The sequence below is a fragment of the Rothia sp. 88186D007BW genome (assembly GCF_053544215.1).
On the sequence record NZ_JBPPTR010000013.1, the window covers coordinates 40,243 to 63,952 of the forward strand.

23 protein-coding genes are annotated in these 23,710 nt (G+C 58.0%); 13 read left to right on the forward strand and 10 right to left on the reverse strand.

Annotated features, from left to right (window positions below; all coding sequences use genetic code 11):
• Nucleotides 1-24 precede the first annotated feature (24 nt).
• Genes ACEE09_RS08220 through ACEE09_RS08230 form a run of 3 tightly spaced genes read left to right on the forward strand, consistent with a single transcriptional unit; the run spans nt 25 to nt 3,169 of the window.
• Nucleotides 25-1,332, forward strand: coding sequence for a magnesium transporter MgtE N-terminal domain-containing protein (locus ACEE09_RS08220; protein WP_449083732.1), 1,308 nt, complete (start codon nt 25-27; stop codon nt 1,330-1,332).
• Nucleotides 1,325-2,023 carry a DUF1003 domain-containing protein gene (locus ACEE09_RS08225; protein WP_449083734.1) on the forward strand — a complete coding sequence of 233 codons (699 nt, stop codon included), beginning with the start codon at nt 1,325-1,327 and terminating at the stop codon, nt 2,021-2,023. The genes ACEE09_RS08220 and ACEE09_RS08225 overlap by 8 nt, the downstream gene beginning before the upstream one ends.
• Nucleotides 2,024-2,035: 12 nt before the next feature.
• Entirely contained in the window at nt 2,036-3,169 is a 1,134-nt protein-coding gene (locus ACEE09_RS08230; protein ID WP_449083735.1) for a P-loop NTPase, read from the forward strand.
• 101 nt (nt 3,170-3,270) lie between these two features.
• Here ACEE09_RS08230 and ACEE09_RS08235 read toward each other — a convergent pair whose 3' ends face one another.
• The gene (locus ACEE09_RS08235; protein WP_449083737.1) at nt 3,271-3,636 is read right to left on the reverse strand and encodes a Sec-independent protein translocase TatB; all 366 of its coding nucleotides are present in this window, start codon (nt 3,634-3,636) and stop codon (nt 3,271-3,273) included.
• Nucleotides 3,637-3,746: 110 nt separating this feature from the next.
• On the opposite strand from ACEE09_RS08235, the gene ACEE09_RS08240 reads away from it, so the two are divergent.
• Nucleotides 3,747-4,388, forward strand: a complete 642-nt coding sequence (locus ACEE09_RS08240; protein WP_449083739.1) for an O-methyltransferase — start codon at nt 3,747-3,749, stop codon at nt 4,386-4,388.
• Between the two features lie 92 nt (nt 4,389-4,480).
• Here the strand turns inward: ACEE09_RS08240 and ACEE09_RS08245 are convergent, their stop codons facing one another.
• The 3 genes from ACEE09_RS08245 to ACEE09_RS08255 all read right to left on the reverse strand — a co-directional run bounded on the left by ACEE09_RS08245 (nt 4,481) and on the right by ACEE09_RS08255 (nt 6,599).
• On the reverse strand, nt 4,481-4,642 hold the full coding sequence (locus tag ACEE09_RS08245; RefSeq protein WP_449083741.1) for a DUF3117 domain-containing protein: 162 nt from the start codon (nt 4,640-4,642) through the stop codon (nt 4,481-4,483).
• Between the two features lie 120 nt (nt 4,643-4,762).
• Nucleotides 4,763-6,199, reverse strand: coding sequence for a hypothetical protein (locus ACEE09_RS08250; RefSeq protein WP_449083743.1), 1,437 nt, complete (start codon nt 6,197-6,199; stop codon nt 4,763-4,765).
• A gap of 4 nt (nt 6,200-6,203) precedes the next feature.
• Nucleotides 6,204-6,599: a DivIVA domain-containing protein gene (locus ACEE09_RS08255; RefSeq protein WP_449083745.1), complete on the reverse strand. Its 396-nt coding sequence runs from the start codon at nt 6,597-6,599 to the stop codon at nt 6,204-6,206.
• A gap of 215 nt (nt 6,600-6,814) precedes the next feature.
• Here ACEE09_RS08255 and ACEE09_RS08260 point away from each other — a divergent pair, with 215 nt between their 5' ends.
• The 4 genes from ACEE09_RS08260 to ACEE09_RS08275 are packed head-to-tail and all read left to right on the forward strand — an operon-like array spanning nt 6,815 to nt 10,064.
• Nucleotides 6,815-7,543, forward strand: coding sequence for an amino acid ABC transporter ATP-binding protein (locus ACEE09_RS08260; RefSeq protein WP_449083773.1), 729 nt, complete (start codon nt 6,815-6,817; stop codon nt 7,541-7,543).
• A 15-nt stretch (nt 7,544-7,558) separates the two neighbouring features.
• Nucleotides 7,559-8,407, forward strand: coding sequence for a glutamate ABC transporter substrate-binding protein (locus ACEE09_RS08265; protein ID WP_449083747.1), 849 nt, complete (start codon nt 7,559-7,561; stop codon nt 8,405-8,407).
• Nucleotides 8,408-8,466: 59 nt separating this feature from the next.
• Nucleotides 8,467-9,150 carry an amino acid ABC transporter permease gene (locus tag ACEE09_RS08270; RefSeq protein WP_449083748.1) on the forward strand — a complete coding sequence of 228 codons (684 nt, stop codon included), beginning with the start codon at nt 8,467-8,469 and terminating at the stop codon, nt 9,148-9,150.
• Entirely contained in the window at nt 9,147-10,064 is a 918-nt protein-coding gene (locus ACEE09_RS08275; protein WP_449083750.1) for an amino acid ABC transporter permease, read from the forward strand. The genes ACEE09_RS08270 and ACEE09_RS08275 overlap by 4 nt, the downstream gene beginning before the upstream one ends.
• A gap of 136 nt (nt 10,065-10,200) precedes the next feature.
• Here the strand turns inward: ACEE09_RS08275 and dapE are convergent, their stop codons facing one another.
• Nucleotides 10,201-11,349 carry a succinyl-diaminopimelate desuccinylase gene (dapE, locus tag ACEE09_RS08280; protein WP_449083752.1) on the reverse strand — a complete coding sequence of 383 codons (1,149 nt, stop codon included), beginning with the start codon at nt 11,347-11,349 and terminating at the stop codon, nt 10,201-10,203.
• Between the two features lie 62 nt (nt 11,350-11,411).
• Between dapE and dapD the strand changes: the two genes are divergently transcribed.
• Both dapD and galE read left to right on the forward strand, forming a co-directional pair.
• Nucleotides 11,412-12,371 (forward strand): 2,3,4,5-tetrahydropyridine-2,6-dicarboxylate N-succinyltransferase, encoded by a 960-nt coding sequence (dapD, locus tag ACEE09_RS08285; protein WP_449083754.1) that lies wholly within the window; start codon nt 11,412-11,414, stop codon nt 12,369-12,371.
• Between the two features lie 129 nt (nt 12,372-12,500).
• Entirely contained in the window at nt 12,501-13,514 is a 1,014-nt protein-coding gene (gene galE, locus ACEE09_RS08290) for a UDP-glucose 4-epimerase GalE (RefSeq protein ID WP_449083755.1), read from the forward strand.
• A 115-nt stretch (nt 13,515-13,629) separates the two neighbouring features.
• Here the strand turns inward: galE and ACEE09_RS08295 are convergent, their stop codons facing one another.
• The 5 genes from ACEE09_RS08295 to typA all read right to left on the reverse strand — a co-directional run bounded on the left by ACEE09_RS08295 (nt 13,630) and on the right by typA (nt 20,144).
• On the reverse strand, nt 13,630-14,910 hold the full coding sequence (locus ACEE09_RS08295) for a citrate synthase (RefSeq protein WP_449083757.1): 1,281 nt from the start codon (nt 14,908-14,910) through the stop codon (nt 13,630-13,632).
• Nucleotides 14,911-15,125: 215 nt separating this feature from the next.
• Nucleotides 15,126-16,256 (reverse strand): succinyldiaminopimelate transaminase, encoded by a 1,131-nt coding sequence (dapC, locus tag ACEE09_RS08300; protein WP_449083759.1) that lies wholly within the window; start codon nt 16,254-16,256, stop codon nt 15,126-15,128.
• A gap of 31 nt (nt 16,257-16,287) precedes the next feature.
• A complete protein-coding gene (gene fdxA, locus ACEE09_RS08305) occupies nt 16,288-16,611 on the reverse strand; it encodes a ferredoxin (RefSeq protein ID WP_135013646.1) in 324 nt (107 codons plus the stop codon).
• A gap of 121 nt (nt 16,612-16,732) precedes the next feature.
• Complete coding sequence (locus ACEE09_RS08310) at nt 16,733-18,031, reverse strand: PIG-L family deacetylase (RefSeq protein WP_449083761.1); 1,299 nt, start codon at nt 18,029-18,031, stop codon at nt 16,733-16,735.
• A gap of 199 nt (nt 18,032-18,230) precedes the next feature.
• Nucleotides 18,231-20,144, reverse strand: coding sequence for a translational GTPase TypA (gene typA / locus ACEE09_RS08315; RefSeq protein ID WP_449083763.1), 1,914 nt, complete (start codon nt 20,142-20,144; stop codon nt 18,231-18,233).
• 422 nt (nt 20,145-20,566) lie between these two features.
• On the opposite strand from typA, the gene pgi reads away from it, so the two are divergent.
• The 3 genes from pgi to ACEE09_RS08330 form a co-directional block, all read left to right on the forward strand.
• Nucleotides 20,567-22,276, forward strand: coding sequence for a glucose-6-phosphate isomerase (gene pgi, locus ACEE09_RS08320; RefSeq protein WP_449083764.1), 1,710 nt, complete (start codon nt 20,567-20,569; stop codon nt 22,274-22,276).
• A 108-nt stretch (nt 22,277-22,384) separates the two neighbouring features.
• Nucleotides 22,385-22,807 (forward strand): hypothetical protein, encoded by a 423-nt coding sequence (locus ACEE09_RS08325; RefSeq protein ID WP_449083766.1) that lies wholly within the window; start codon nt 22,385-22,387, stop codon nt 22,805-22,807.
• Between the two features lie 265 nt (nt 22,808-23,072).
• Nucleotides 23,073-23,710 (forward strand): hypothetical protein (locus ACEE09_RS08330; protein ID WP_449083768.1); only part of this gene is annotated, 638 nt, incomplete at its 3' end.

Below are 23,710 nucleotides of genomic sequence, written 5' to 3' on the forward strand. Positions count from 1 at the left end.
CTGAGGCAGGTACCCTTGATAACTGTGAGTAGCGTACCGAACAAGATTTTTATTGCCCGCCTTTTGGGCCTAGACGTTTTTGACCCCCACGGTGACCGCCTGGGCCGTCTGCGCGATGTTGTGGTGCTTAAAAGCGGGTTTACCCAGTTCAGTGCGGTGGGCCCTTTAGCTAAGCTCAAAGAGCCGGTCGTGGTGGGCATCGTCATTGAAATTTTGGGCAAGAAACGTATTTTTGTTCCCATGACGCGGGTGACCAGCATCGATTCTACCCAGATTATTTTGACCGGCCTGGTCAATCTGCGCCGCTTTGAGCAGCGCGGCTCTGAGGCGCTGGTGGTCGGTGAGCTCTTTGACCGTAAGGTGCAGTTGCGTGATGGGTCAGGCCTAGCCCAAATTGAGGACGTTGCCATGGAGCAGCGCCGCAACGGCGACTGGTTCATCTCAGAGCTCTTCATCTCCCGCGGCCACGCCAGTTTGATGCGCCGCCGCAAGGAAACCCTGATTGTGGACTGGGATGAGGTCATTCTCTCCACCGACTTTGAACCCCAGGCTGCTACCGCCTTCGTGGCAAGCCATGAGGACTCTAACCCCGCTGACCTGGCAGATGCTATTCACGAGATGCCAGATAAGCGCATGGTTGAGGTGGCCCAGGAGCTTCAAGATGAGCGTCTGGCAGATGTGCTGCAGGAGCTACCTGAGGACGACCAGGTGCAGATCCTCTCCCACCTTGAGGTGGAGCGCGCCGTCAACGTCCTTGAAGAGATGGAACCCGATGACGCAGCCGATCTGCTCGGTGAGCTAACAGATACTCAGCGTGAAGAGCTGCTGACCCTCATGGACCCGGAAGATTCGGACGATGTGCGCCGTCTTCTGGAGTATGAGGAAGGCACAGCCGGTTCGCTCATGAACCCGGTCCCTATTATTCTTTCTCCCGAAGCGACCGTGGCTGAGGCCCTGGCTCATATCCGTCAGGAAGAAATTTCCCCTGCCATGGCAGCGGCGGTGGTGGTCACGCGTCCGCCGCTTGAAACCCCTACCGGTAAGTACCTGGGCATTGTGCACATGCAGCGTTTGCTGCGCCACTCCCCCAGCGAGCAGGTGGGCAATATTATTGATACGTCCATTGAGCCGGTAACTGATGCTGCCAGCATTGAAGAAGTCGCCCGAGTGTTGGCGACCTACGACCTCACTATTATCCCGGTGGTCAACGATTTTGACCGTCTGGTTGGTGCGGTCACTGTGGATGACGTGCTCGATGAGATGTTGCCTGATGACTGGCGCACCTATGACGATGGAACCCCGATTCGAAAGGTAGGCCGCCGCTTTGAGTGAGGCACGCGAGCGCGATGAATCAGCGCAGACTCTAGGGACCCCCCAGCAGAAGAAGCGTCGGCCGCTTTTTCAGCTCAGCCCTAACCCTGATGCTTTCGGTCAGATGACCGAGAAGATTGCGCGTTTTATGGGTACCCCGCAGTTTTTGCTGTGGATGACCGTTTTTTGTGCCCTCTGGTTGGGGTGGAATACTCTGGCCCCGGAGGGTATGCAGTTTGATCCGCGGTCGCTGAACTTTACCCTGCTGACCTTGATGCTGTCTTTGCAGGCCTCTTATGCTGCTCCTCTTTTGCTGTTGGCGCAGAACCGGCAGGATGACCGTGACCGTGTGGTTGCCCGCCAGGACAGGCAGCGCGATCAGCGGAATCTGGAGGAGACAGAGTATCTGACCCGTGAGATCGCCTCTTTGCGTATTACTTTGCGTGAGGTTGCTACCCGTGACTTTGTGCGCGGGGAGATGCGCGACATTATGGAGGAGCTAGCTGAGGTGCAGCGCCGCCAGGAGGAGCTTTTTACTCGGGCTGAGTCTTTGGCGGCTAAGGCCAATGAGCTTGAGGTTTCTGAGAATGCCGCGGCCTTTGACCCTCATGCGGCTCAGCCGGTTACCAGTGCTTTTGATGTGCTCAGTGATGAGCACCCGAAGATGCGTAAGAAGAAGAAGGTTAAGGACATCGACCGCTCCTTCGAGTAGGCGGTTTACCCTATGCAGACATCACATGTGAATGAGGAGCTCCTAGCGGCCCTTGCAACTGTTATTGACCCTGAGCTGCGCCAGCCTATCACTGAGCTGGGTATGGTTGATCGGGCTGAGCTGGCTGGCTCTGTGGCTCATATCAGGGTGCTCCTGACGGTTGAGGGTTGCCCTTTGCGTTCGACCATTGAGGCGGACGTCCGCGCTGCTGTTTCTGCCCTGGGGCAGGTGAGCGAGGTTGAGCTTGAGATGGGGTTTATGAGCCCTGATCAGCGGGCTGCTTTGCGTCAGTGCCTGGGCCACACCAAGCAGAACCCTTTTACGACCCCTGGTTCGCTCACCCGTGTTTTTGCGGTGGCTTCTGGTAAGGGCGGGGTGGGTAAGTCTTCTGCCACTGCTAACCTGGCTGCGGCCTGTGCCTCTATGGGCTTGAGTGTGGGGATTGTTGATGCCGATGTGCACGGTTTTTCAATTCCGGGGCTGCTGGGCATCACCGCTGGCCCGACCCGCATGGACGATATGATCATTCCTCCGGTGCTGGAAGCTCCTACAGGTGGCGGGGTGATTAAGGTGATTTCTATTGGCATGTTTGTGAAGCCTGATCAGCCTGTTGCCTGGCGTGGGCCTATGTTGCACCGGGCTTTAGAGCAGTTCTTGACTGATGTGCATTTTGGGCATCTTGATGTGCTTTTCCTTGATTTGCCCCCGGGCACCGGTGATATTGCTATTTCCATGGCCCAGCTTTTGCCTCATGCTGAGATTCTTCTGGTTTCTACCCCCCAGTTGGCGGCTGTGGATGTGGCGCAGCGGGCTGGTACCTTGAGTGTGCAGACCGGGCAGAAGGTGATTGGGGTGCTAGAGAATATGGCGGCTTTGCAGTTGCCTGATGGTAGCAGTCTGCCGCTTTTTGGTGAAGGTGGTGGGGCTCTGCTGACGGAGTCTTTGGGTAAGGCCCTGGGCTATGAGGTGCCCTTGTTGGGGTCTGTGCCTTTAGAGGTTGCCTTGCGTGAGGGTGGGGACGCTGGCACCCCGGTTGTCTGGGGTGCCCCTGAGACAGCGGCGGCCCAGGAGCTGGTAAAAATCGCCCGGGCTTTGACTCACCGCCCGCGCGGGCTTGCCGGTGCTTCTTTGCCTTTTACTGTCTAGCCCAGCTCATAGGGAGTGCAAAAATCTCAAAAGGACCGCATCATGGATGCGGTCCTTTTGTAATAAGCCCCCCCCTTTAGCTTCTAGGGCTGGGTAAGTGTTTAGGTGGCTTCGGTATCGAAGGGGGCCCAGGCGCCCTGGGGTAGGCGGGAGCTGACCGATGCGGCCGGTGTAGCAGCGGCTTTAGCTTCAAGTTCCTTACGGCGTTCTTCTTCGTCTTCAGCGAAGGCCTCGCGCACAATGACGCGGGGGTCGTACTGGCGGGGGTCGTACTGGCGCCAGTTGATGTCGCCCAAATCTGGGCCCAGGGTTTCTTTCAGGTCATCTTTGGCGTCAAAAGCCATGCGACGCGCCCATTTGATAAATTCTTTGAGCTGCTGGGCATACTCGGGCATACGTTCTGGCCCGATGACGACAAACACCAGGATCGCTAGAACAATAAATTCGAGGCCGCTAATTCCAAACACACAAAGAGATTACCAGTTCAGCCCGGGTGTTCGCCCATAAAACGGGTGGGGTTGATTAAGATGTTTCCAGAATCATTACCGCGCGCGCTCATGTGAAGGTGAAGTATTAGGTGAATACTCAGGAACAAACTCGAAGCTGGGTTTATGCTGAAGAGTTCCCCCTGGAGGCTGAAGCTGTGGCTTCTGCCCGGGCTCAAGCCGAACGACTGGATGCTACCCCTGTGGCCCCGTCGGTAGCTTCACTGCTCACAGTGCTAGCTGCTGCGACCAAGGCCCAGCATGCGGTAGAGATTGGGTGCGGGGCCGGTGTCGCCACCGCAGCCCTGGTGATGGGTTTAGCCCCCGGCGCTGCGCTCACAGCTATTGATATTGATTCAACCCGCTGCCAGGCTACCCGGTCTTTGCTGGCAGCGAGTGGCCTTGATGCTAGCCACCGGGTGCGCGTCATTACCGGGGACGCTGCGGCGGTACTGCCCCGCCTGTCGGCGGCCTCGTATGATTTAGCTTTTATTGATGCAGGTAGCCAGCTAGCTGAACAGCTAGTTTATGACACGCTAGCCCTCTTAGAGCCCGGTGGGCTACTGATTTTGCATGACCCGCTGGTGGGTGGGGCTGTGGCTAACCCTACTGCCCGTGACGCTATCACTGTTTCGGTACGCACCGTCTTGCAGGAGGTAGCAGCCTGCACCGCTGATGTTTTTGTGTCTCTAATCCATGCAGGTGAGGGCCTTTACCTGGTCTATAAACGCTAAAAGCCCCCGCCGTCACCCGGTAGGGGTTATAGGCAGGGGCTGAGGCCTAGGGCGCAGGGCCTAGGAGGGCTAAGGTCTAAGAGTGTTAAGGTTTAGACGTTTTCGACGCAGGCGCGGATGGCTTCAACTTCTTCTTCGGTGATGTCAAGAACCAGTCGGCCGCCACCTTCAACGGGAATGCGCATGACGATGCTGCGCCCTTCGCGCACGATTTCGAGGGGGCCGTCGCCGGTGCGAGGTTTCTGAGCTGCCATCTTGGTTCTCCTTCAATGAGGTTGGTCTGCGGTGGCCCGGCATCTGCTGCCAGTTCTACCTTCTTATCATCATAGTGCTTAGTTGGCTTACTTCTAAGTTTTTCGTGAAAACTTGCAGGTTTAGGGCGGGTAGTCCCCACCACCGGGTAGTTGCTTCCAGTGCCAGAGCCAGCCAACCCAGCCAAATTGTAGGGTTGCCCCACTGATAATCAGCAGCCAACGGTAGGCCCGCGAAGCTGAGAGAGCCACCAGGGGCAAGAGGAGGGGGAAGAGAGGTAAGAGCAGGCGGAAGGTGGATGACTGGGGGTTGAAGAAGGCCAGCATGTAGAGTGCGTAGGCTGCACACCAGGTAATGAGAGCTGGGTGGAGCACCCGCCTGGTCACAGGGGCTGATAAGCACAGCAGGTAGAGTAAGAGCAGTAAGAGCAGGACGAGTGGCCCCAGCACCTGCCCCAAATACAGTTGGCTTTGGGTAAGCCAGGGCACAAAGGGTAGTACGTTTTCGCCGCCTGCCCGCCAGGCTGCTTCGGTGGCGGTGTAGGCGTCCATACGCCCGGTAGCGGCCCAGGCAAGAGCCGGGTGAATGAAGGCAAAAGCGCAGACAGCCAGGGCAGAGGCTAGCTGCAGACCGGTTGAGCGCAGAGCCCGCAGAAAACCTTGCTCCCTTGCTTGAGCACCCCAGCAGATGAGCCACCAGAGGCCCACAGCGGCGCCCAGGGGCACCCCCACGGGGCGAGAGAGGGCAGCACCTAGAGCCGGAATCAGCAGCAGGAGGTAGCGTTGCTGCACCAGCCAAAAGAGGGCCCAGGCCAGGAAGAAAAGGCCGGTGGCCTCGGCGTACCCTGTTTGTAAGATGGGGGCGATGGCGCAGAAGCTGACGGCGGCAGTTGCCCAGAGGGCTGTTGTTTCCACTTCGCTTGTGGGTGCCCTGTCTGTGTGCGCCTCGATTGTGTGTGCCCCGCCTGTGTGTGCCCCGCCTGTATGCCTACCGGCGCGCTGGCCCGTCACGGCCTGCCCGCCCCGGCACTGGTTGGTATCAAGGGTGAGTGCCAGTCTTCGAGTGCGCAGGCTGGCCTCAAAAAGCCGGTAGATCATCCAGGCTGCCCCGAACCCGAAAAGAAGCGAGATGGTAGGGGCAAGAACCTGGTAGTCCAGGCCGGTTAGCCTGCTGATAGTGCCGCTGATAAAAGGGTAGAGGGGGTAGAAGGCCCACTCGTTTTGAGCCACCTGGCCGCTAGCCCCCACCGGGAGCACACTGGGGTAACCGTGGTCAGCTATCTTGGCGTACCAGTCCGCATCCCAAATAGTGACGAACTCCAGGTAGCCCATGGAGGTGTTCTTCCAGGGGCTATAGGTCTGGTGCAAGCCCACCGTCGAAAAGATAAACCAGCCCCAGATTCTACTGGCAGCGTAGATGAGGGCCACCCGTAGGGCAAGAGGCAGGGAGGCAAAGAAGAAGGCAAACCGGCTGGCGTTCACGTTCAGGGCTACAGCGGCGTGCTCAAGCACCCGGCCTTTCACAGGGGCAGGCGGACGCTCCACTGACGGACGCTCCACTGGCCTAGCCTTGCCCATCTGAGCTAGGTGCGGCGTCCGTACCCTGAGAGCTCTGAGACTCCTGCGAGCCCTGAGAGCCTTGAGAGACCTGCCCCAGGGCCTCAAGTTGGGCCCGCAGGCGGCTGTTTTCAGCAATGACTTGAGCAAGCACCCCATCAACCTCATCACGGTTATACCCTAACGCTGATGTGGCAAAACGCACCCGACCCAGCTCAGCTGCGTCCGGACGTTCCGAAAGAATCACCGGCGGCTCAGCGGCAGGAACCAGCGCCAGACCGTCTTGGCTCAGCGCATCCAGCACCTTACGCGCCGGAACTAAGCGATCTGTGCCCAGCACTGCACAGGCAACAGTCACCACCGCCAGCACCATAAAAGTCACTGCAACTAGCAAATAATTCATACCGTCCTCCCACCTGGGCCAAAGCTCCCGCCCGGCACCAGCGAACACACCAAACAAAGATGACTGCAAAAACCACACCCCGCGTAACAAGTTATTTACCGTACAGGGAGTAAGGTAAGCACATATACCATTTGGTTTGTGCCACAGCACCTCAATGCTACCGGCGCACGCACTGAATCCACCATACGAGAGGAAGCCCAGTGACTACTAACGCACTGGTTCAACTCACCCATGTGAACAAGCACTACGGTGAGAACCACGTCCTCAAGGACATCAACCTTTCCATCGGCAAGGGCGAAGTTGTCGTCTTGCTCGGCCCCTCAGGCTCCGGCAAGTCCACCCTCTGCCGCACCATCAACCGCCTAGAATCCATCACCGACGGCACCATCACCATCGACGGCAAAAACCTGCCCGAAGAAGGTAAAGAGCTAGCCAACCTGCGCGCAGAAGTCGGCATGGTCTTCCAGTCCTTCAACCTCTTTGCCCACAAAACCATCCTGGAAAACGTCACCCTAGGCCCCCAGAAGGTCCGCGGCATGAACAAGACTGCCGCTGAAGAACTGGCCATGAGCCTGCTCAAAAAGGTCGGCGTTGATAACCAGGCCTCTAAGATGCCCGCCCAGCTCTCCGGCGGTCAGCAGCAGCGCGTAGCCATCGCCCGCGCCCTGGCCATGAAGCCCAAGGTCATGCTCTTTGACGAGCCCACCAGCGCCCTGGACCCCGAAATGGTCAACGAAGTACTCGACACCATGGTCTCCCTAGCCCGCGAAGGAATGACTATGATCGTAGTCACCCACGAGATGGGCTTTGCCCGCAAGGCAGCAGACCGCATCGTATTCCTGGCCGACGGTGAAATCGTCGAAGAAGCCACCCCCGATCAGTTCTTCACCAACCCCCAGTCAGACCGCGCCAAGGACTTCCTCGGCAAAATCCTGGGCCACTAAGGGGACGGTCATACCATGAACTTCTTACCTACCACAGCAAAGGTCGGCACCCTAGCGGCCCTGCTCGCCACCGGCGTCCTGGCCTTCTCCGGCTGCACCGCATCCGGTAGCGAAGACACCATCCGCATCGGTATCAAATACGACCAGCCTGGCCTGGGCTACCAAGACGGACGCGACTACACCGGCTTCGACACCGACGTAGCCCGCTACGTCGCCGCTGAATTAGGCTACTCAGAAGACCAGATCGAATGGGTAGAGGCCCCCAGCTCCAACCGCGAAAACATGCTCACCAATAACCAGGTAGACATGATTTTTGCGACCTACTCCATCACCGAAAAGCGACTCAAAACCGTCGACTTCGCCGGGCCCTACTTCGTCGCTGGCCAGGACCTTCTGGTACAGGCAGATAACACCGACATCACCGGCCCCGAATCTCTTGCCGGGAAGAACCTGTGCTCTGTCACCGGCTCAACCAGCGCCAAAAAGATTCAAGACAACTACTCATCAGAGGTTCAGCTCGTTCAGCAGAACTCCTACTCTGACTGCGTCGTTGCCCTCAACGCTGGCATGGTCGATGCTGTCACCACCGATGACATCATCCTGGCAGGTCTAGCCTCCACCAAGGCCAACCAGGGCGAACTCAAACTCGTCGGGCACACCTTCTCCACCGAAAACTACGGTGTCGGCCTGCCCAAGGGCTCCGACAAATGCGCCGCCGTCAATGCGGCCATCAACAAGATGGTCGAAACCGGCGCCTGGGAAGAAGCCATCCAAAAGAACGTAGGTGCCGCTGACTACACCTACAACGCCGAGCTGAACCCGCCCGTCCTCACCGAAGCCTGTGCCACTGTTGACCCCAAGTAAGGCCACAGGGCACAGTGCCCCCTCTCTACACCACCATCTTTCAACTACCGGAGGCTTTCATGTCGTTCTCTGAACAGCTCTCCACGCTCTTTGCCACCTACGACGTCATCGGCGCCTTCTGGACCAACGTCCAGCTGACCTTCTGGGCAGCTATCGGATCCTTCGTCCTTGGCTCCATCTTGGCACTCATGCGTATCTCGCCCGTGCCTTCCCTACGCTGGGCGGGCACCGCCTACGTACATCTGGTCCGCAACACCCCGCTGACCATCCTGATGACTCTGGCAATCTTGGGCGTGTGGACCCAGTTCCAGCTCTCACTAGCAACTAGCTTTGAGTGGAACTTCTTTATCTACGCCGTCATCGTCCTTGCCATCTACCACGCGGCCTTCGCCTGTGAAGCCATCCGCTCAGGCGTTAACACCGTACCTGTCGGCCAGGCTGAGGCAGCCCGCGCTATCGGTCTTAGCTTCCTGCCCACCGCCCGCTACGTGATCTTCCCGCAGGCTTTGCGCGGCTCCATCACTCCCCTGGGTAACACCCTGATCGCGCTGGCCAAGAACACTACCGTAGCCACCGTCGCCTCAGTCGCTGAGGCCTCAGGCATGATGAAATCCATGATTGAGTTCAACTCAGACCTGATCTTCATGATCTTCTTCGTCTTCGCCATGGGCTTTGTGATTATTGTTGTCCCCATCGGCCTACTAACCACCTGGGCCTCTCGTAAACTGGCGGTGAAGCGATGAGCAAGCGTATGACCTCAACCTCGGTCCTCTTTGACCTACCCGGCCCCAAGGCCCGCGCCCGCACCCGCATCTTCAACATCGTGGCAATTCTGCTCCTGGCAGTAGGTGCCGCTTACGTGATGATGGTGATGAACCGTCAGGGCCAGCTAGAAGCCGAGAAATGGACCTCCCTCTTCTCCGGTAACCTCTGGGTCAACTACATTCTGCCGGCCCTCTGGAAGACCCTCTCAGCCGCACTTATTTCTGTAGTGACCTCGGTAGCTTTCGGTCTTTTCTTTGGTCTAGCCCGTCTCTCCCCCAATAAGGCTGTGCGGGCCTTTGGCACCGTGGTCGTGGAATTCTTCCGCGCCGTTCCCGTGCTGATTATGATGATTTTCTTCTGGCTCTTCCTAGGCCAGCTCAACATCTTTGCCCCCTCACAGCTGCCCTTTATCGCTGTTGTTCTAGGTCTGACCCTCTACAATGGTTCGGTCATCGCTGAGCTTCTACGCTCAGGTGTGCAGCAGCTGCCCAAGGGCCAGGGCGAGGCCGGTCTAGCCATCGGCCTAACCCCCTGGAAGGTGCTGACCCTGATTCTGGTGCCCCAGGCGCTCACCGCCATGATGCCCTCCCTGCTCTCGCAGTTCGTGGTTATCCTTAAGGACACCGCCCTGGGTTACATCATCTCCTACCCCGAGCTGCTGGCTGCCGCCCGCCGCTTTGGCTCCGGTGAAGGCAACATTCTGCAGATGCTCCTGCTGGCTGCCCTGATCTTCGTGGTCATCAACTTCGCCCTGACTCTCTTTGCTGAGTGGTTGGCTAAGTACATGAGCTCCCACTCTGATGTGACTATCAAGCACGCCGACGGTGTGCCCGGTGAAGTGGACGAAGCCCGCCCCAAGACCGAGCTGATGTTCAAGATTCCCAAGCACTAGCGTCCGCGCATCTTACCTGGCGCATAGAGGAAGGGCCCCATCATCTGATGGGGCCCTTCCTCTATTTTCTTAGCCGGGGCTGGGCAGGTTTCTTAGGCTGTGCAGGTTTCTTGGGCTGTGTGCAGGCTACAAAGGATTAGGACGCAGTCAGCCAGTTCTCCAGGGCCGCATAGCAGGCGCTCACCTCAGTAGCTTTCACATGCTCATTATCGGTGTGGGCCAGCAGCGCATCACCGGGACCAAAGTTGACGGCAGGAATACCGATTTCGCTAAAGCGGGCAACGTCCGTCCACCCGTACTTGGGCTTAGGCTCCTGCCCTACCGACTCAATCAAGGAGCGAGAAAGTGGGGCATCTAGGCCGGGGCGGGCTGCTGATGAGAGGTCAACGAAGTCCAGCTCGTAGCCCTCAAAGACCTCCTTGAGGTGGGCTACAGCCTCGTCCAGGGTCTTGTTGGGGGCAAAACGGTAGTTGATGTGCACACCTGCCTCATCGGGGATCACGTTACCGGCCACTCCGCCTGAAATTTGCACGGCGCTAAGCCCCTCACGGTAGGCTAGGCCCTCCACCTCGTAGGTGGCTGGCTGGTAGGCGTCCAGGCGCCCGAGTACGTCCGCCATCTTGTGGATAGCGTTCACGCCCTTCCAAGAGCGCCCCGAGTGGGCGGCAACACCGGAGGTACGAATCCAGAAGCGGATGGTGCCGTTGCAGCCACCCTCAATGGTGCCGTCAGTAGGTTCAAGAAGGACCGCGAGCTCAGCATCGGTCAGCTTTTCGCGGTGGTTGCGCATCAGACGGGCCAGGCCGGAGAACTCAGAGGCAACCTCTTCATTGTCATAAAAGACGTAGGTGATGTCATAGCGGGGGTTTGTTAGGCGGGCAGCCAGGGCTAACTGCACGGCCACACCTCCCTTCATATCAACTGCGCCGCGGCCATACAGCACCCGCTGCCCTTCCTCTTCAACCCAGATAGCTGGGACGGTTCCCAAAGAACCGGGGGTACGAGGTAGAGGCACAGTATCCAGGTGCCCGGCCAGTACAATGCGGGTATCTCGGCCTAGGTTAGTTCGGGCGATGATGGAATCGCCGTCGCGGGTTATCTCCAGCCCGCCGATTGTTTCAAGGGCCGCCTGCACGGCGTCCGCTAAACGCACCTCTGCCCCAGAGACAGAATAGACGTTGAGCAGATCTGCGGTGAGGTCTTCAACCGGCTGAGTCAGGTTGAGGACGCTGGGGCCCACATGGGCGAATTCGGCGGCTTGGGTGAGGGTTGGGTTCTTGGTCATAGTTCCACCATACAAGCAGATAGCACAACAAGACACCCTTCTGATTCCGTAGACTAGTGTGTATGACTGAAAATAACACCCGCGTAGCATCCGGTCTGGGCCTGGCCACCGTCGTAGCCTCTGGCGACAACGAAGGCACCGTCCTAGATGTCTGGTACCCCGCCCCCACCCTCACCGACACCGCTGACGACTCTGTAGCAGGCGACCTTGAAGCCCTGGTTGAAGCAGATGAAGACCGCAACGTCGTGCGTGAACTGGTGAACGTCACCATCAACCTTGATGAAGCACCGGCCAACGCAGCGGACGCCTACCTGCGCCTGCACCTGCTCTCTCACACCCTCGTTGCCCCCAACACCATCAACCTTGATGGCCTGTTCGGCAAGCTAACTAACGTTGCCTGGACCAACTTTGGCCCCGTCCTCGCCAGCGAATTCAACACTGTATCTCTCAAGCTGCGTCGCCGCGGTGCCCTGGTGGTTACCCACGTCGATAAGTTCCCCCGCATGATTGATTATGTAGTACCTGCCGGTGTGCGCATCGGTGATGCTGACCGTGTGCGCCTGGGCGCCCACCTGGCTGAAGGTACCACTGTCATGCATGAGGGCTTCGTCAACTTTAACGCCGGTACTCTGGGTGAATCCATGATTGAAGGCCGCATCTCTCAGGGCGTTGTGATTGGCAACGGCACCGACATTGGTGGCGGCGCCTCCACCATGGGAACCCTCTCTGGTGGTGGTACCCAGCGGGTTTCCATCGGCGAGCGCTCCCTGCTCGGTGCTGAAGCTGGCATCGGTATTGCCCTGGGTGATGACTGCGTTGTAGAGGCTGGCCTCTACGTAACTGCCGGTTCCCGTGTGACCCTGCTGGCTAAGGGTAAGGAGCCTCAGATTGTTAAGGCTATGGAGCTTTCTGGCCAGGATAACCTGCTCTTCCGCCGTAATTCAGTAAGTGGTGCTATTGAGGTGCTCCCCCGCGCTAATAACACTGTTGAGCTGAATTCAGCTTTGCACGCTAACGACTAGTAGTTATCTGGCATCGTCGTATGCGGTGTCTTAGCTCTATTCTTTCCTGCCCACCTGGCTAAAACCGGGTGGGCAGGGCCTTTATGCGGGTAAGCTAGAAAGAGCATCAATTATCTACGAGGGGAAAACGTGAAGATTCTCGTTACCGGCGGCGCCGGCTACATCGGCTCACATACTGTACTCGAACTGCTCAAGGCAGGCCACGAGGTAACCGTTATGGATAATCTGGCGAACTCGTCCATGGAGTCCTTAGCCCGCGTTGAAGAGCTCACCGGCAAGACCGTAGAGTTCCATAAGGTTGACCTGCTGGATCTGCCCGCTATGAAGCAGCTTTTTAATCTGGTGAAGCCTGATGCGGTGATTCACTTTGCTGGTTTGAAGGCTGTGGGCGAGTCCGCTGAAAAGCCCCTGTGGTACTACCAGACCAACGTGGCCGGCACCCTCAACCTGCTCTATGCCATGGAAGATGCTGGCTGCCACTCCATTGTTTTCTCTTCATCAGCAACCGTCTACGGTGAGCCTGAGTCCATGCCGCTGGTTGAAAAGATTAACATGGACGCCCAGTCCTGCTACGGCCGCACCAAGGAGCATATTGAAGATATGCTGGTTGACCTTGCAGCCTCAGACTCCAAGTGGAACATTGCCCTGCTGCGCTACTTCAACCCGGTAGGTGCCCATGAGTCCGGCCGTATCGGTGAAGACCCTGCCGGTATTCCCAACAACCTGGTGCCCTTCATCGCCCAGGTTGCTGTGGGTCGCCGCGAGTACCTGAATGTCTTTGGTAACGACTACCCCACTGTTGATGGCACCGGTGTGCGCGACTATATTCACGTCGTTGACCTAGCTGATGGGCACCTCAAGGCCCTGGATTACATCACCACCCATGGGGGGCTGCGCACCTGGAACCTGGGCACTGGTAACGGTTACTCGGTGCTAGAAGTTCTCCACGCTTTTGAGAAGGCTGCCGGTAAAGAGCTGCCCTATAAGATTGTGGACCGCCGCCCCGGCGATGTGGCTGTCTCTTATGCTGACCCCGCTGCGGCTCTTGCCGATTTGGGCTGGTCTGCTACCCGCGACATTGACACCATGGTTCGTGATCACTGGAACTGGCAGAAGAACAACCCCAACGGCTACGAATCCTAGGAGGTAGCGGGGCCCTAGCCCCTGCCTCATACAGTTGAGCCCCGGCGTCCTTACCCTCTTTCAAGGGGGTAGGACGCCGGGGCTCAGTGTTTACCGTGCCAAGGCTAGGGCTCTTTTAGCGCTGGGGGTAGGGGCGCTCAGTTTCACCAATGTAGACCTGGCGGGGGCGGCCGATCTTGCGGTCAGGGTCCTGGATGGCTTCGGTCCACTGGGCGATCCAGCCAGGCAGACGCCCCAGGGCGAAGAGGACGGTGAACATCTGCTCAGGGAAGCCCATGGCCTTGTAAATCAGGCCGGTGTAGAAGTCTACGTTGGGGTAGAGCTTCCGTTCGATGAAGTAATCATCGTTGAGGGCTTTTTCTTCCAGGCGCTTAGCAATTTCAAACAGTTCGTTGTTGCCGCCAATGCTTTCAAGAATCTTATCGGCAGTCTTCTTGACGATGCGGGCGCGGGGGTCGTAGTTCTTGTAGACGCGGTGGCCAAAGCCCATCAGGCGCACGCCGTCTTCCTTGTTCTTGACCTTCTCCATGAAGTCTTCGGGGCTGATGCCCTCGTCCTTAATCTGGTTGAGCATAGCCAGCACAGCCTCGTTGGCGCCACCGTGAAGGGGCCCATAGAGGGCGTTGATACCGGCTGAAACTGAGGAGAACATGTTGGCGTTTGATGAACCAACTAGGCGGACGGTGGAGGTGGAGCAGTTCTGCTCGTGGTCTGCGTGCAACAGCAGCAGCAGGTCGAGGGCCTCAGCGTGGAGGGGGTTGACCTCGTAGTCTTCGGTGGGGAAGCCGAAGCACATGCGTAGGAAGTTCTCGGTGTAGTTGAGGTCGTTGTTGGGGTAGATGGAGGGCTCGCCCTTGGACTTCTTGTAGGCGTAGGCGGCCAGGGTGGGCACCTTGGAGAGCAGGCGGTAGGTGGAGATTTCTACCTGACGGGGGTCAAAGGGGTCAAGGGAGTCAGAGTAGAAGGTGGACATGGCTGAGACGCTAGAGGCGAGCACGGCCATGGGGTGGGCGTCGCGGGGGAAGCCGCGGAAGAAGAATTTGAAGTCTTCGTGCACCATGGTGTGGTGGCGGATCATCTGGTCGAAGTCTTCCAGCTCTTCAGGGCTGGGCAGTTCGCCGAAGATGAGAAGGTAGGCAGCTTCGAGGAAGCTGGACTTTTCTGCCAGTTCTTCGATGGGGTAGCCGCGGTAGCGCAGGATGCCGGCGTCACCGTCGATGTAGGTGATAGCTGACTTTGCATTAGCAGTGTTCATGAAACCGGGGTCGTAGGCTACTTTTCCGGTTTCTTGGAGCATGCCAGCGACGTTGAAAGCACCGTTACCTGCGGTTGCTTCTTCTGTGGGTAGAAGTAGCTCTTTGTCGTCGTAACGTAGCTGTGCTTGGTGGTCAGTCATTGTTGTTCCTCCTAATAAACGAGGCAGCGTACGTGCGAGGCGGGAATCGTAGAAAGGGTGCGGTTTTCCATGTCGGACGGGAAACCGCACCGTGCACGTATGCTTATCATCTATGGTTCACATTACAACAGACTGATGTGCAAGGTCACATTCTTGGCATACTTCAGGTCAGATTACGTTCTTTGGCGACACTCATTTGACATGAGCAATTTTAACTACTCTGAAAGACGAGCAGCAGCGCGGGCGATGTCGTCATCCGAGCCGGTCAGAGCAAGACGAACATAGCCCTCACCTGCGGTTCCATAGAACACGCCGGGGCCAATGAGAAGACCCTTTTCAGCAAAACGCTGCACAGTTGCCCAGGTATCTTCCCCTGCCGTAGCCCACAGGTACAGCCCGGCCTCAGAGTGTTCAACCCTCAAACCAAAACGCTCAACAGCAGGAAGCAGAACCTCGCGGCGGGCCCGGTAGAGGTCCTTCTGAGCCTCAACGTGGGCGTCATCTGTCAAGGCAGCGGTCATGGCCACCTGCACGGGGGCAGGCACAATCATGCCCGCATGCTTACGGGAGTTAACCAGGTTGGCCATGATAGCGGCATCACCAGCAATAAAGGCACCCCGGTAGCCAGCAAAATTAGACTGCTTAGAAAGAGAGTAGGCTGCCAGAACCAGCTCTTGGCTCTTCCCGCAGACGCGGGGGTCAAGAACAGAAGGCACAGACTTTCCACCACGCGAGGCGTCCCATTCTCCCCAGCCCAGCTCTGCGTAGCATTCATCGGAGGCTACCACAGCACCTAAGGCGCGGGCATCCTCCACAATCTTTTTGAGCTCGTCAACATCGCGCACAATACCGGTGGGGTTAGCCGGGGAGTTAATCCATACTAGGCGCACGCGGGCACGGGTGGCCTCATCGAGGTCCTCCAGAGAGTCAGCTGCGACAGGGGTGGCCCCAGCAAGCTGGGCACCGATGTCATAGGTAGGGTAAGCAACAGTGGGGCGGACGACGACATCCCCCTCCCCCAGGCCCAGCAGGAAGGGGAGCCAGGCAACGAGTTCTTTTGAACCAATCGTGGGCATGACCTGGTCGGTGGTCAGACCGGGTACACCGCGGCGGCGGTCAAACCAATCAACAATAGCCTGACGCAGGGTAAGACTACCGTGGGTTGTAGGGTAGCCGTGGGCGTCGGTAGCACCGGCGAGGGCATCACGAATGACAGCCGGGGTAGGGTCAACCGGGGTGCCGATGGAGAGGTTAATGAGCCCCTCTGGGTGGGCTTCAGCAGTGGCCCGGTAGGGGGCCATAGTGTCCCAGGGGTAGTCGGGCAGGTCAAGGCCAAATTCGCGCATAGTGTGCTTTCTATGGGGTTTTACCCCGTATTTAGTCCTGGTTCTGAGGGGGTAGGGCCGCAATCATGGGGGCATCCTTAGCGATGACGCCCAGGCGGGCAGCACCACCGGGTGAGCCAAGGTCGTCAAAGAAGTCAGCGTTAGCAGCGGTGTAGTCTTCCCACTCTTCAGGAACATCGTCCTCGTAGTAGATTGCTTCTACGGGGCAGACCGGTTCACATGCACCGCAGTCGACGCATTCGTCGGGGTGAATGTAGAGGGAACGTTCGCCTTCGTAGATGCAGTCAACGGGGCATTCTTCAACGCAGGCGCGGTCTTTAACGTCGACGCAGGGCTGGGCGATGATGTAGGTCATGAGTGCCTTTCTGGTGGTGACGCACCGGTGCGGGGAGTGTCAGGTAACTGTGCACTAGTGTATCTGCTCACCGGTCTAGGGGCAGATTTTTGTGATGGATGAGATAGCTTGGTGAAGCGGCTTAGCGTTTCTTACGGCGGTACCTGCTGGCACTGACCATGCCAAAGACGCAGGCAAGGAGAGAGCCTAGGGCCCAGATAGTTCCGGCGGTGCCTATGGGGTTACTGGGGTTGATATACACCAGCATTGAAGAGCCCTTGGTGAAAGCAAAAACACCAATGAGGGCAAAGGCGGTGGCCCCCACTAGGGCTGCCGTCCAGTTCTTTTCGGTATGGATAGCAGCCCAGGTTGCGGCAAAGTAGACGGTGAGCAGACCCAGGGCAGCACCCCACGGGATCCAGAGGGCGCTGGTGGGGTACCAGATATGGGCATGGTACATGGTGCCAGCAAAACCAGCGATAATGCCAAGGGCGATAGCAGTGATAGCTGAATTGATGGGGCCAGGGGCTTCCACGTTATCTTCGGGCAAGGCATCCGCTGGTGTTCCAGCCTGGGCAGTTCCCCACAGGAGCCGGTAGGTCTCAGTGGAGTTAATCGGCTGGGGCACCTTGTTGGAGTACTCGAAGGTGGTATCACTCGTAATGGTGATTTGGGTAGCGTGGGCGCGCATGGCTTCGCGCTTACGCTCAATATTGCCCATGATGACAGCCTGCTGGCGGGTATCTTGGGGGTTGGGGTCACCTTCAATACCCCACAGCGCGATAGGAGCGAAAGGGGTGCCCTCTAGGGAGCGGACGGCCGCGTAGGTGGCCTCATAGGTGCGCTTATGATCCGGGTGGCCGTAGCCGCCGTCCGCATCGTAGGTGACAACCACATCTGGTCGAGTATCGCGGATAGCGCTGGCGATAGCGTCCGCCTGAGGTTTAAGAGGCAGGCGGGTCAGGCAGTCATCGGCAGCGGAGGGGTTAGCAATGGCACGCCCATCTGCCCCCCAGGCCATGCCCGAATCACGGTAGCTGGTGCGCTCACCGGGAAGGTAGCTAGAGCCTTCACCTAAGTAGAGGTGATGACGCACGCCCAGGGCTTTGAGGGCCGCAGCAAGCTCACCGTCACGGTATTCGCCCAGGGCATGGCCCCGGTCTGCGTTAGCGGGGTGTGCTGCTTCAAGGTGGCGCAAGGAGGGGTCAATGACCTCACCCATTTCACCGCGGGTCATAGTGAGCAGGTGTACGGTGGCGCCAGCGTCAATGAGGGCACCGATCGTAGCACCGGTAGAGGTGGATTCATCGTCGGGGTGGGCGTGGACGAAGAGCACGGTAGCGTCTTTAGGTTGGAGTCCTTCAGGGATCAGGCTGAAGGTGGCGCTGCTGGTGATAAGCTCACCGGCAACCGGGTAGTGGGGTTGGGCGTCGAGTTCCATGGTGGCGGTTTTCTGCTGGATGCTATTTGGTTCCTAGCAATTTTATCTTTAGTTGCGCCGCTCTGGCTGGGTTTGAATCTTTTATGGTGTGTTCAACTCATCGCGGTCAGAGTCTTACAGCTATCAACAGGGCCGTGGCCCGCTCCCCTACTAGCGGGAAACGGGCCACGGCCCTATGAGGTTTTACCTCAGGTTGGTCTTAGGCGCGGGCGCGGCGGCGTGCCTCACGCACACGCTCGTTAGCGTCCAGAATGACCTTGCGGATGCGAATAGCTTCAGGGGTAACTTCCACACACTCGTCCTCACGAGCCCATTCCAGGGACTCTTCAAGAGTCAGCTTCTTGGGGGGAGTCATGTTTTCGAAGTTATCTGCTGAAGCTGAACGCATGTTAGTCAGCTTCTTTTCACGGGTGATGTTGACTTCCATGTCATCTGCACGGGAGTTCTCACCGATGATCATGCCCTCGTAGACCTCAGCGGTGGGTTCTACGAAGATGGTGCCGCGTTCTTGCAGACCGATGATGGCGTAGGGGGTTACAACGCCGGCACGGTCAGAAATCATGGAACCGTTGGAGCGGTAGTCGATGTCGCCAGCCCAGGGCTCGTAGCCGGTGGAGTAGGACGATGAGATACCGGCACCGCGGGTTTCGGTGAGGAACTTGGTGCGGAAGCCAATGAGGCCACGGGCGGGGACAGCGAATTCCATGCGGACCCAGCCGGTACCGTTGTTGGCCATGTTTTCCATACGGCCCTTGCGAGCTGCCATGAGCTGGGTGACGGCACCCAGGAACTCTTCGGGCACATCGATAATCATGTGTTCCATGGGCTCATGAATCTTGCCGTCGATGGTCTTGGTAACAACCTGGGGCTTACCGACGGTCAGCTCAAAGCCTTCACGGCGCATCTGCTCAACCAGGATAGCCAGGGCCAGTTCACCACGGCCCTGAACTTCCCAGGCGTCCGGACGCTCGGTGGGCAGAACCTTGAGGGAGACGTTACCGATGAGTTCCTTATCGAGGCGGTCCTTGACCTGGCGGGCGGTAACCTTGGCGCCCTTGACCTTACCGGCTAGGGGTGAGGTGTTGATACCGATGGTCATGGAGATGGCGGGGTCATCGACCTTGATCAGGGGCAGGGGCTTGGGGTTCTCGGGGTCGGTGAGGGTTTCGCCGATGGTGATGTCTTCGATACCGGCAACAGCAACAATTTCACCGGGGCCGGCAGAATCAGCAGGTACGCGTTCTAGGGCCTTGGTGGCTAGCAGCTCGGAGATGCGCACGTTCTTGGTTTCGCCGTCCTGGCGTACCCAGGCAACGGTCTGGCCCTTCTTGAGGGTGCCGTTGAAGATACGCAGCAGGGCCAGACGGCCCAGGAAGGGTGAGGAGTCCAGGTTGGTTACGTGTGCCTGTAGGACCTCGGTGGGGTCGTAGGTGGGGGCAGGGACGTGCTCAAGAATGGTCTCGAAGAGGGGTTCGAGGTCGTCGTTATCGGGTAGGGCGCCGTCGGCGGGCTGGTTCAGTGATGCTGCACCGGCCTTACCTGAGGCGTAGACAACGGGTACGTTGAGCAGGGCATCAACGTCAAGGTCGGGTACTTCGTCGGCCAGGTCGCTGGCCAGGCCCAGGAGCAGGTCCATGGATTCGCCCACGACTTCGTCGATACGAGCGTCGGGGCGGTCAACCTTGTTAACAACCAGGATGACGGGCAGCTTGGCCGCTAGGGCCTTACGCAAAACGAAGCGGGTCTGGGGCAGGGGGCCTTCTGAGGCGTCCACCAGCAGAACAACACCGTCGACCATGGAGAGGCCGCGTTCAACCTCGCCACCGAAGTCGGCGTGGCCGGGGGTGTCGATGACGTTGATGGTGATTTCTTCACCCTTGGCTGCGGGGCCGGAGTAGAACACGGTGGTGTTCTTGGCCAGAATGGTGATGCCCTTTTCCTTTTCGAGGTCACCGGAGTCCATGACGCGGTCTTCAACGTCAGCGTGGGCGGAGAATGCGTTGGTCTGCTTGAGCATCGCATCGACGATGGTGGTCTTGCCGTGGTCAACGTGAGCCACGATTGCCACGTTGCGAAGGTCACTTCGTGACGCGGTCTTCTGAGTTTCAGACATGCGGAAAATATCTCGCTTACATGTTTAGGGATAGATAAGGACGCCGGTGCGCAGCTTACCAGCCGATAATTCGGCACCAGCGCAGTGGGCATTCGGTTTGATTATACCGGCGGCACCCAAACTAGCCGCTATCTTGTGGGACACATTGGCTAGCTTTAAAGGGCCTATCAGCGCCCCAAACCGCCTGCCCCACCTGACAGGTAGCCAGATGGGGCAGGTAAGTGCTATGTGAAAAACCTGGGTGCACAGCAGGGGTGGGGCTTATTTCAATGCCAACGTCACTGATAATAAGTGGACCTTCTCTTATCTGGGTTCATAGTGCGAGACACATAGAAGCCACGCCCTGCACCTCGACTGAAAAACATCAAACCGCCTTAAAATAAAGAAACGAACACTTACATCAACAGGAAGGTAGAGCCTACATGTCTCTTCCCGCCATCACCGACCCCACCCAGACCACAGCATGGTCGGCCCTGAGCGACCACCAGCAGAAGACCGCTGCCGATTTGCGCGCCTGGTTTGACGCCGACCCCACCCGCGCAGAAAAGCTCAGCTTCACCGCAGCAGACCTCTATGTAGATCTCTCCAAGAACCTCATCACCGAAGAAACCCTAGCTTTGCTCACTCAGCTGGCTGAAGAGGTTAACCTTCAAGAGCGTCGCGACGCTATGTTCGCCGGCAAACATATCAACGTCACCGAAGACCGCGCCGTCCTGCACACCGCCCTGCGCCGCCCGCAGGGCGCAACCACCGCCCTGCGCCGCCCGCAGGGCGCAACCCCCGCCCTGGTCGTTGATGGCCAGGACGTTGATACTGATGTTCATGACGTACTTGCCAAGATGTACGATTTCGCTGACCGCGTGCGCTCAGGCGAATGGGTAGGTATCACCGGCAAAGCCATCGAGACCATTGTTAACATCGGCATCGGTGGCTCCGACCTTGGCCCCGTGATGGTCTACGAGGCACTCAAGCCCTACGCCCAGCCTGGCCTGACCGCCCGGTTCATTTCTAACATCGACCCCACCGATGCCGCCGAAACCGTAGCAGACCTTGACCCAGAGACCACCCTTTTCATCGTGGCCTCTAAGACCTTCGGCACCCTTGAAACCCTCACCAACGCCCGCGTCTGCCGCGACTGGCTACTCTCCTCCCTGCGCGAGGCAGGTGCCCTAGAGGGGAAGAACGAGAAGGACGCCGTCGCCGCCCACTTCATCGCCGTCTCCACCGCCCTGGATAAGGTTGAGGACTTCGGCATCGACCCTAAGAACGCTTTTGGCTTCTGGAACTGGGTGGGCGGACGCTACTCCGTCGATTCAGCTATCGGCGCCCCCTTAGCTATCGTGCTAGGCCCCGATGTGTTTGAGCAGTTCCTAGCTGGTTTCCACGCCATGGACGAGCACTTCCGCACCGCCCCCCTGGCCCAGAACGTCCCGGCCCTCATGGGTCTGCTCAACATCTGGAACGTCAACTTCCTGGGTGCAGAAACCCACGCAGTACTCCCCTACGACCAGTACTTGCACCGTTTCCCCGCCTACCTGCAGCAGCTAACCATGGAATCTAACGGTAAATCCGTGCGCGCAGACGGCAAGCCTGTTACCACCGCCACCGGTGAAGTTTTCTGGGGTGAGCCCGGCACCAACGGCCAGCACGCCTTCTACCAGCTCATTCACCAGGGCACCCGCCTGATTCCTGCTGATTTCATCGCCTTCGCTAACCCGGTTCATGCAACCCGCGACGGCGAGCAGGACGTCCATGAACTCTTCCTGGCTAACTTCTTCGCCCAGACCAAGGCCCTAGCTTTCGGTAAGACTGCCGATGAGGTTCGCGCTGAGGGCACCGATGAAGAGATCGTTCCTGCCCGTGTCTTCTCAGGTAACCGCCCCACCACCTCCATCATGGCTTCTCAGCTGACCCCCTCCGTCCTGGGCCAGCTCATTGCCCTCTACGAGCACATCACCTTTGTGCAGGGCATTGTCTGGGGTATCGATTCCTTCGACCAGTGGGGTGTTGAGCTGGGCAAGCAGCTAGCCCTACAGCTAGCTCCCGCAGTGGGCGGGGACCGCCAGGTACTTGCCGAGCAGGATTCCTCTACCCAGGGCCTTATCGAGTTCTACCTCAAGAACCGCAGCTAAGAGCCCCTACCACTCTCAGCAGCAGCGCCCTCTCCCCTATGCACTCTCACAGGCCCGTGAGGGGCTAGAAGGGGAGGGCGCTGCTTCTTTTTTAGTAGTCTTGAAAGTATGTCTGAGCATAAACCTACCCGCCCGATGCACGATTACCAGCCTAGGGAAGATACTCCCGAGGCTCTTAACCTTGATGGTTTTGATGATGAGCAGGCGGACGAGCTCCGGGCACCTGCTTCGGCCCAGCAGGTAGGTTTTGCCCAGGCTGTACGCCTTTTTTATCGGCATTATTGGAACAGCAGAGGGCAGGCATCCGCTAGTGAATTTTGGTGGGCTGTGCTCTACCTTGTGGTAGGTACCGTGCTCTATTTTGGGGCTACTCTATGGCTTAACTACCTCACCTTGGCTGAGGACGCTTCATCGTTGGCGCGCACAGTTTTTATGCTGCTGGTTATCACAAACCCGCTGTGGATTCTTGTTAATATCGGCCCGTTACTGTCTCTCATTAAGCGCAGACGGAATGCCGCTCACGCTTCGTAGGCGAGTAAATCGCTCAGGAAATAGATAGTTATAGGCCGGGTGCACCCTATTTGTCTTACCAAGCCTGAAATATTCTGTCATAAACACCTATTCACAAGATTTTGTCCACCGATTAGGGGGTAATCGCCAGCTTGTGAGTTATAGTGGTCTTGTCACTAGCGTATTACTAGCGAGCAGGTGGCTAATCCCCCAGGGAGGGATTGTCTGATAGTTCGTAGTAATACCTGCCCAGTAATGGGTATCCGCATACTTTGAGAGGTTACTTATGACTTCATTCCACAAATCCCCCAAGAAGGCTACCGGTGCTGTAGTAGCACTTTCACTCGGCATGGCTTCTTTCGCAGTTGCACCTGCTTCTGCTGCCGAAACCTCTGAGTGGGTTGACCTTCCCACCGTCACCAACGAAGGCTCCGCTTGGGTAGCTCAGAATGGTGATGTTGACGGTTCAGCTTTCACCACCGACACCGTCAACTCCGGCGAAGCTTCCACCACTTCTGAGTGGGTTGAGTTCGAGTCCGACGAAGACGGTTCCGCTTGGGTTAACGAAGATGGCACCATCGACAACGGTTCAGCATGGGCCAACGACAACCTCACTCCCGCTCCTGCACAGCCTGCAGTTCCTGCTGACGGTTCCACCTGGGTTGAGTTCGAGTCCGACGAAGATGGCTCCGCTTGGGTTAACGAAGATGGCACCATCGACAACGGTTCAGCATGGGCTAACGAAAACCTGAACCCCGTTGTTGTAGAGCCCGCCGTTCCTGCTGACGGTTCCACCTGGGTTGACTTCGAGTCCGACGAAGACGGTTCTGCTTGGGTTAACGAAGATGGCACCATCGACAACGGTTCAGTATGGGTCAACGAGAACCTGAACCCCGCTCCCATCGAAGAAGCTCCCCTGGTTAC

Coding starts and splice junctions, on each gene's coding strand:
- typA (WP_449083763.1), bottom strand. CDS start 20,144: ATGTCTGAAACTCAGAAGACCGCGTCACGAAGTGACCTTCGCAACGTG.
- ACEE09_RS08245 (WP_449083741.1), bottom strand. CDS start 4,642: ATGGCAGCTCAGAAACCTCGCACCGGCGACGGCCCCCTCGAAATCGTG.
- ACEE09_RS08270 (WP_449083748.1), top strand. CDS start 8,467: ATGTCGTTCTCTGAACAGCTCTCCACGCTCTTTGCCACCTACGACGTC.
- ACEE09_RS08230 (WP_449083735.1), top strand. CDS start 2,036: ATGCAGACATCACATGTGAATGAGGAGCTCCTAGCGGCCCTTGCAACT.
- ACEE09_RS08310 (WP_449083761.1), bottom strand. CDS start 18,031: ATGGAACTCGACGCCCAACCCCACTACCCGGTTGCCGGTGAGCTTATC.
- ACEE09_RS08295 (WP_449083757.1), bottom strand. CDS start 14,910: ATGACTGACCACCAAGCACAGCTACGTTACGACGACAAAGAGCTACTT.
- ACEE09_RS08275 (WP_449083750.1), top strand. CDS start 9,147: ATGAGCAAGCGTATGACCTCAACCTCGGTCCTCTTTGACCTACCCGGC.
- ACEE09_RS08255 (WP_449083745.1), bottom strand. CDS start 6,599: ATGAATTATTTGCTAGTTGCAGTGACTTTTATGGTGCTGGCGGTGGTG.
- dapE (WP_449083752.1), bottom strand. CDS start 11,349: ATGACCAAGAACCCAACCCTCACCCAAGCCGCCGAATTCGCCCATGTG.
- ACEE09_RS08265 (WP_449083747.1), top strand. CDS start 7,559: ATGAACTTCTTACCTACCACAGCAAAGGTCGGCACCCTAGCGGCCCTG.
- pgi (WP_449083764.1), top strand. CDS start 20,567: ATGTCTCTTCCCGCCATCACCGACCCCACCCAGACCACAGCATGGTCG.
- ACEE09_RS08325 (WP_449083766.1), top strand. CDS start 22,385: ATGTCTGAGCATAAACCTACCCGCCCGATGCACGATTACCAGCCTAGG.
- dapD (WP_449083754.1), top strand. CDS start 11,412: ATGACTGAAAATAACACCCGCGTAGCATCCGGTCTGGGCCTGGCCACC.
- fdxA (WP_135013646.1), bottom strand. CDS start 16,611: ATGACCTACATCATCGCCCAGCCCTGCGTCGACGTTAAAGACCGCGCC.
- dapC (WP_449083759.1), bottom strand. CDS start 16,256: ATGCGCGAATTTGGCCTTGACCTGCCCGACTACCCCTGGGACACTATG.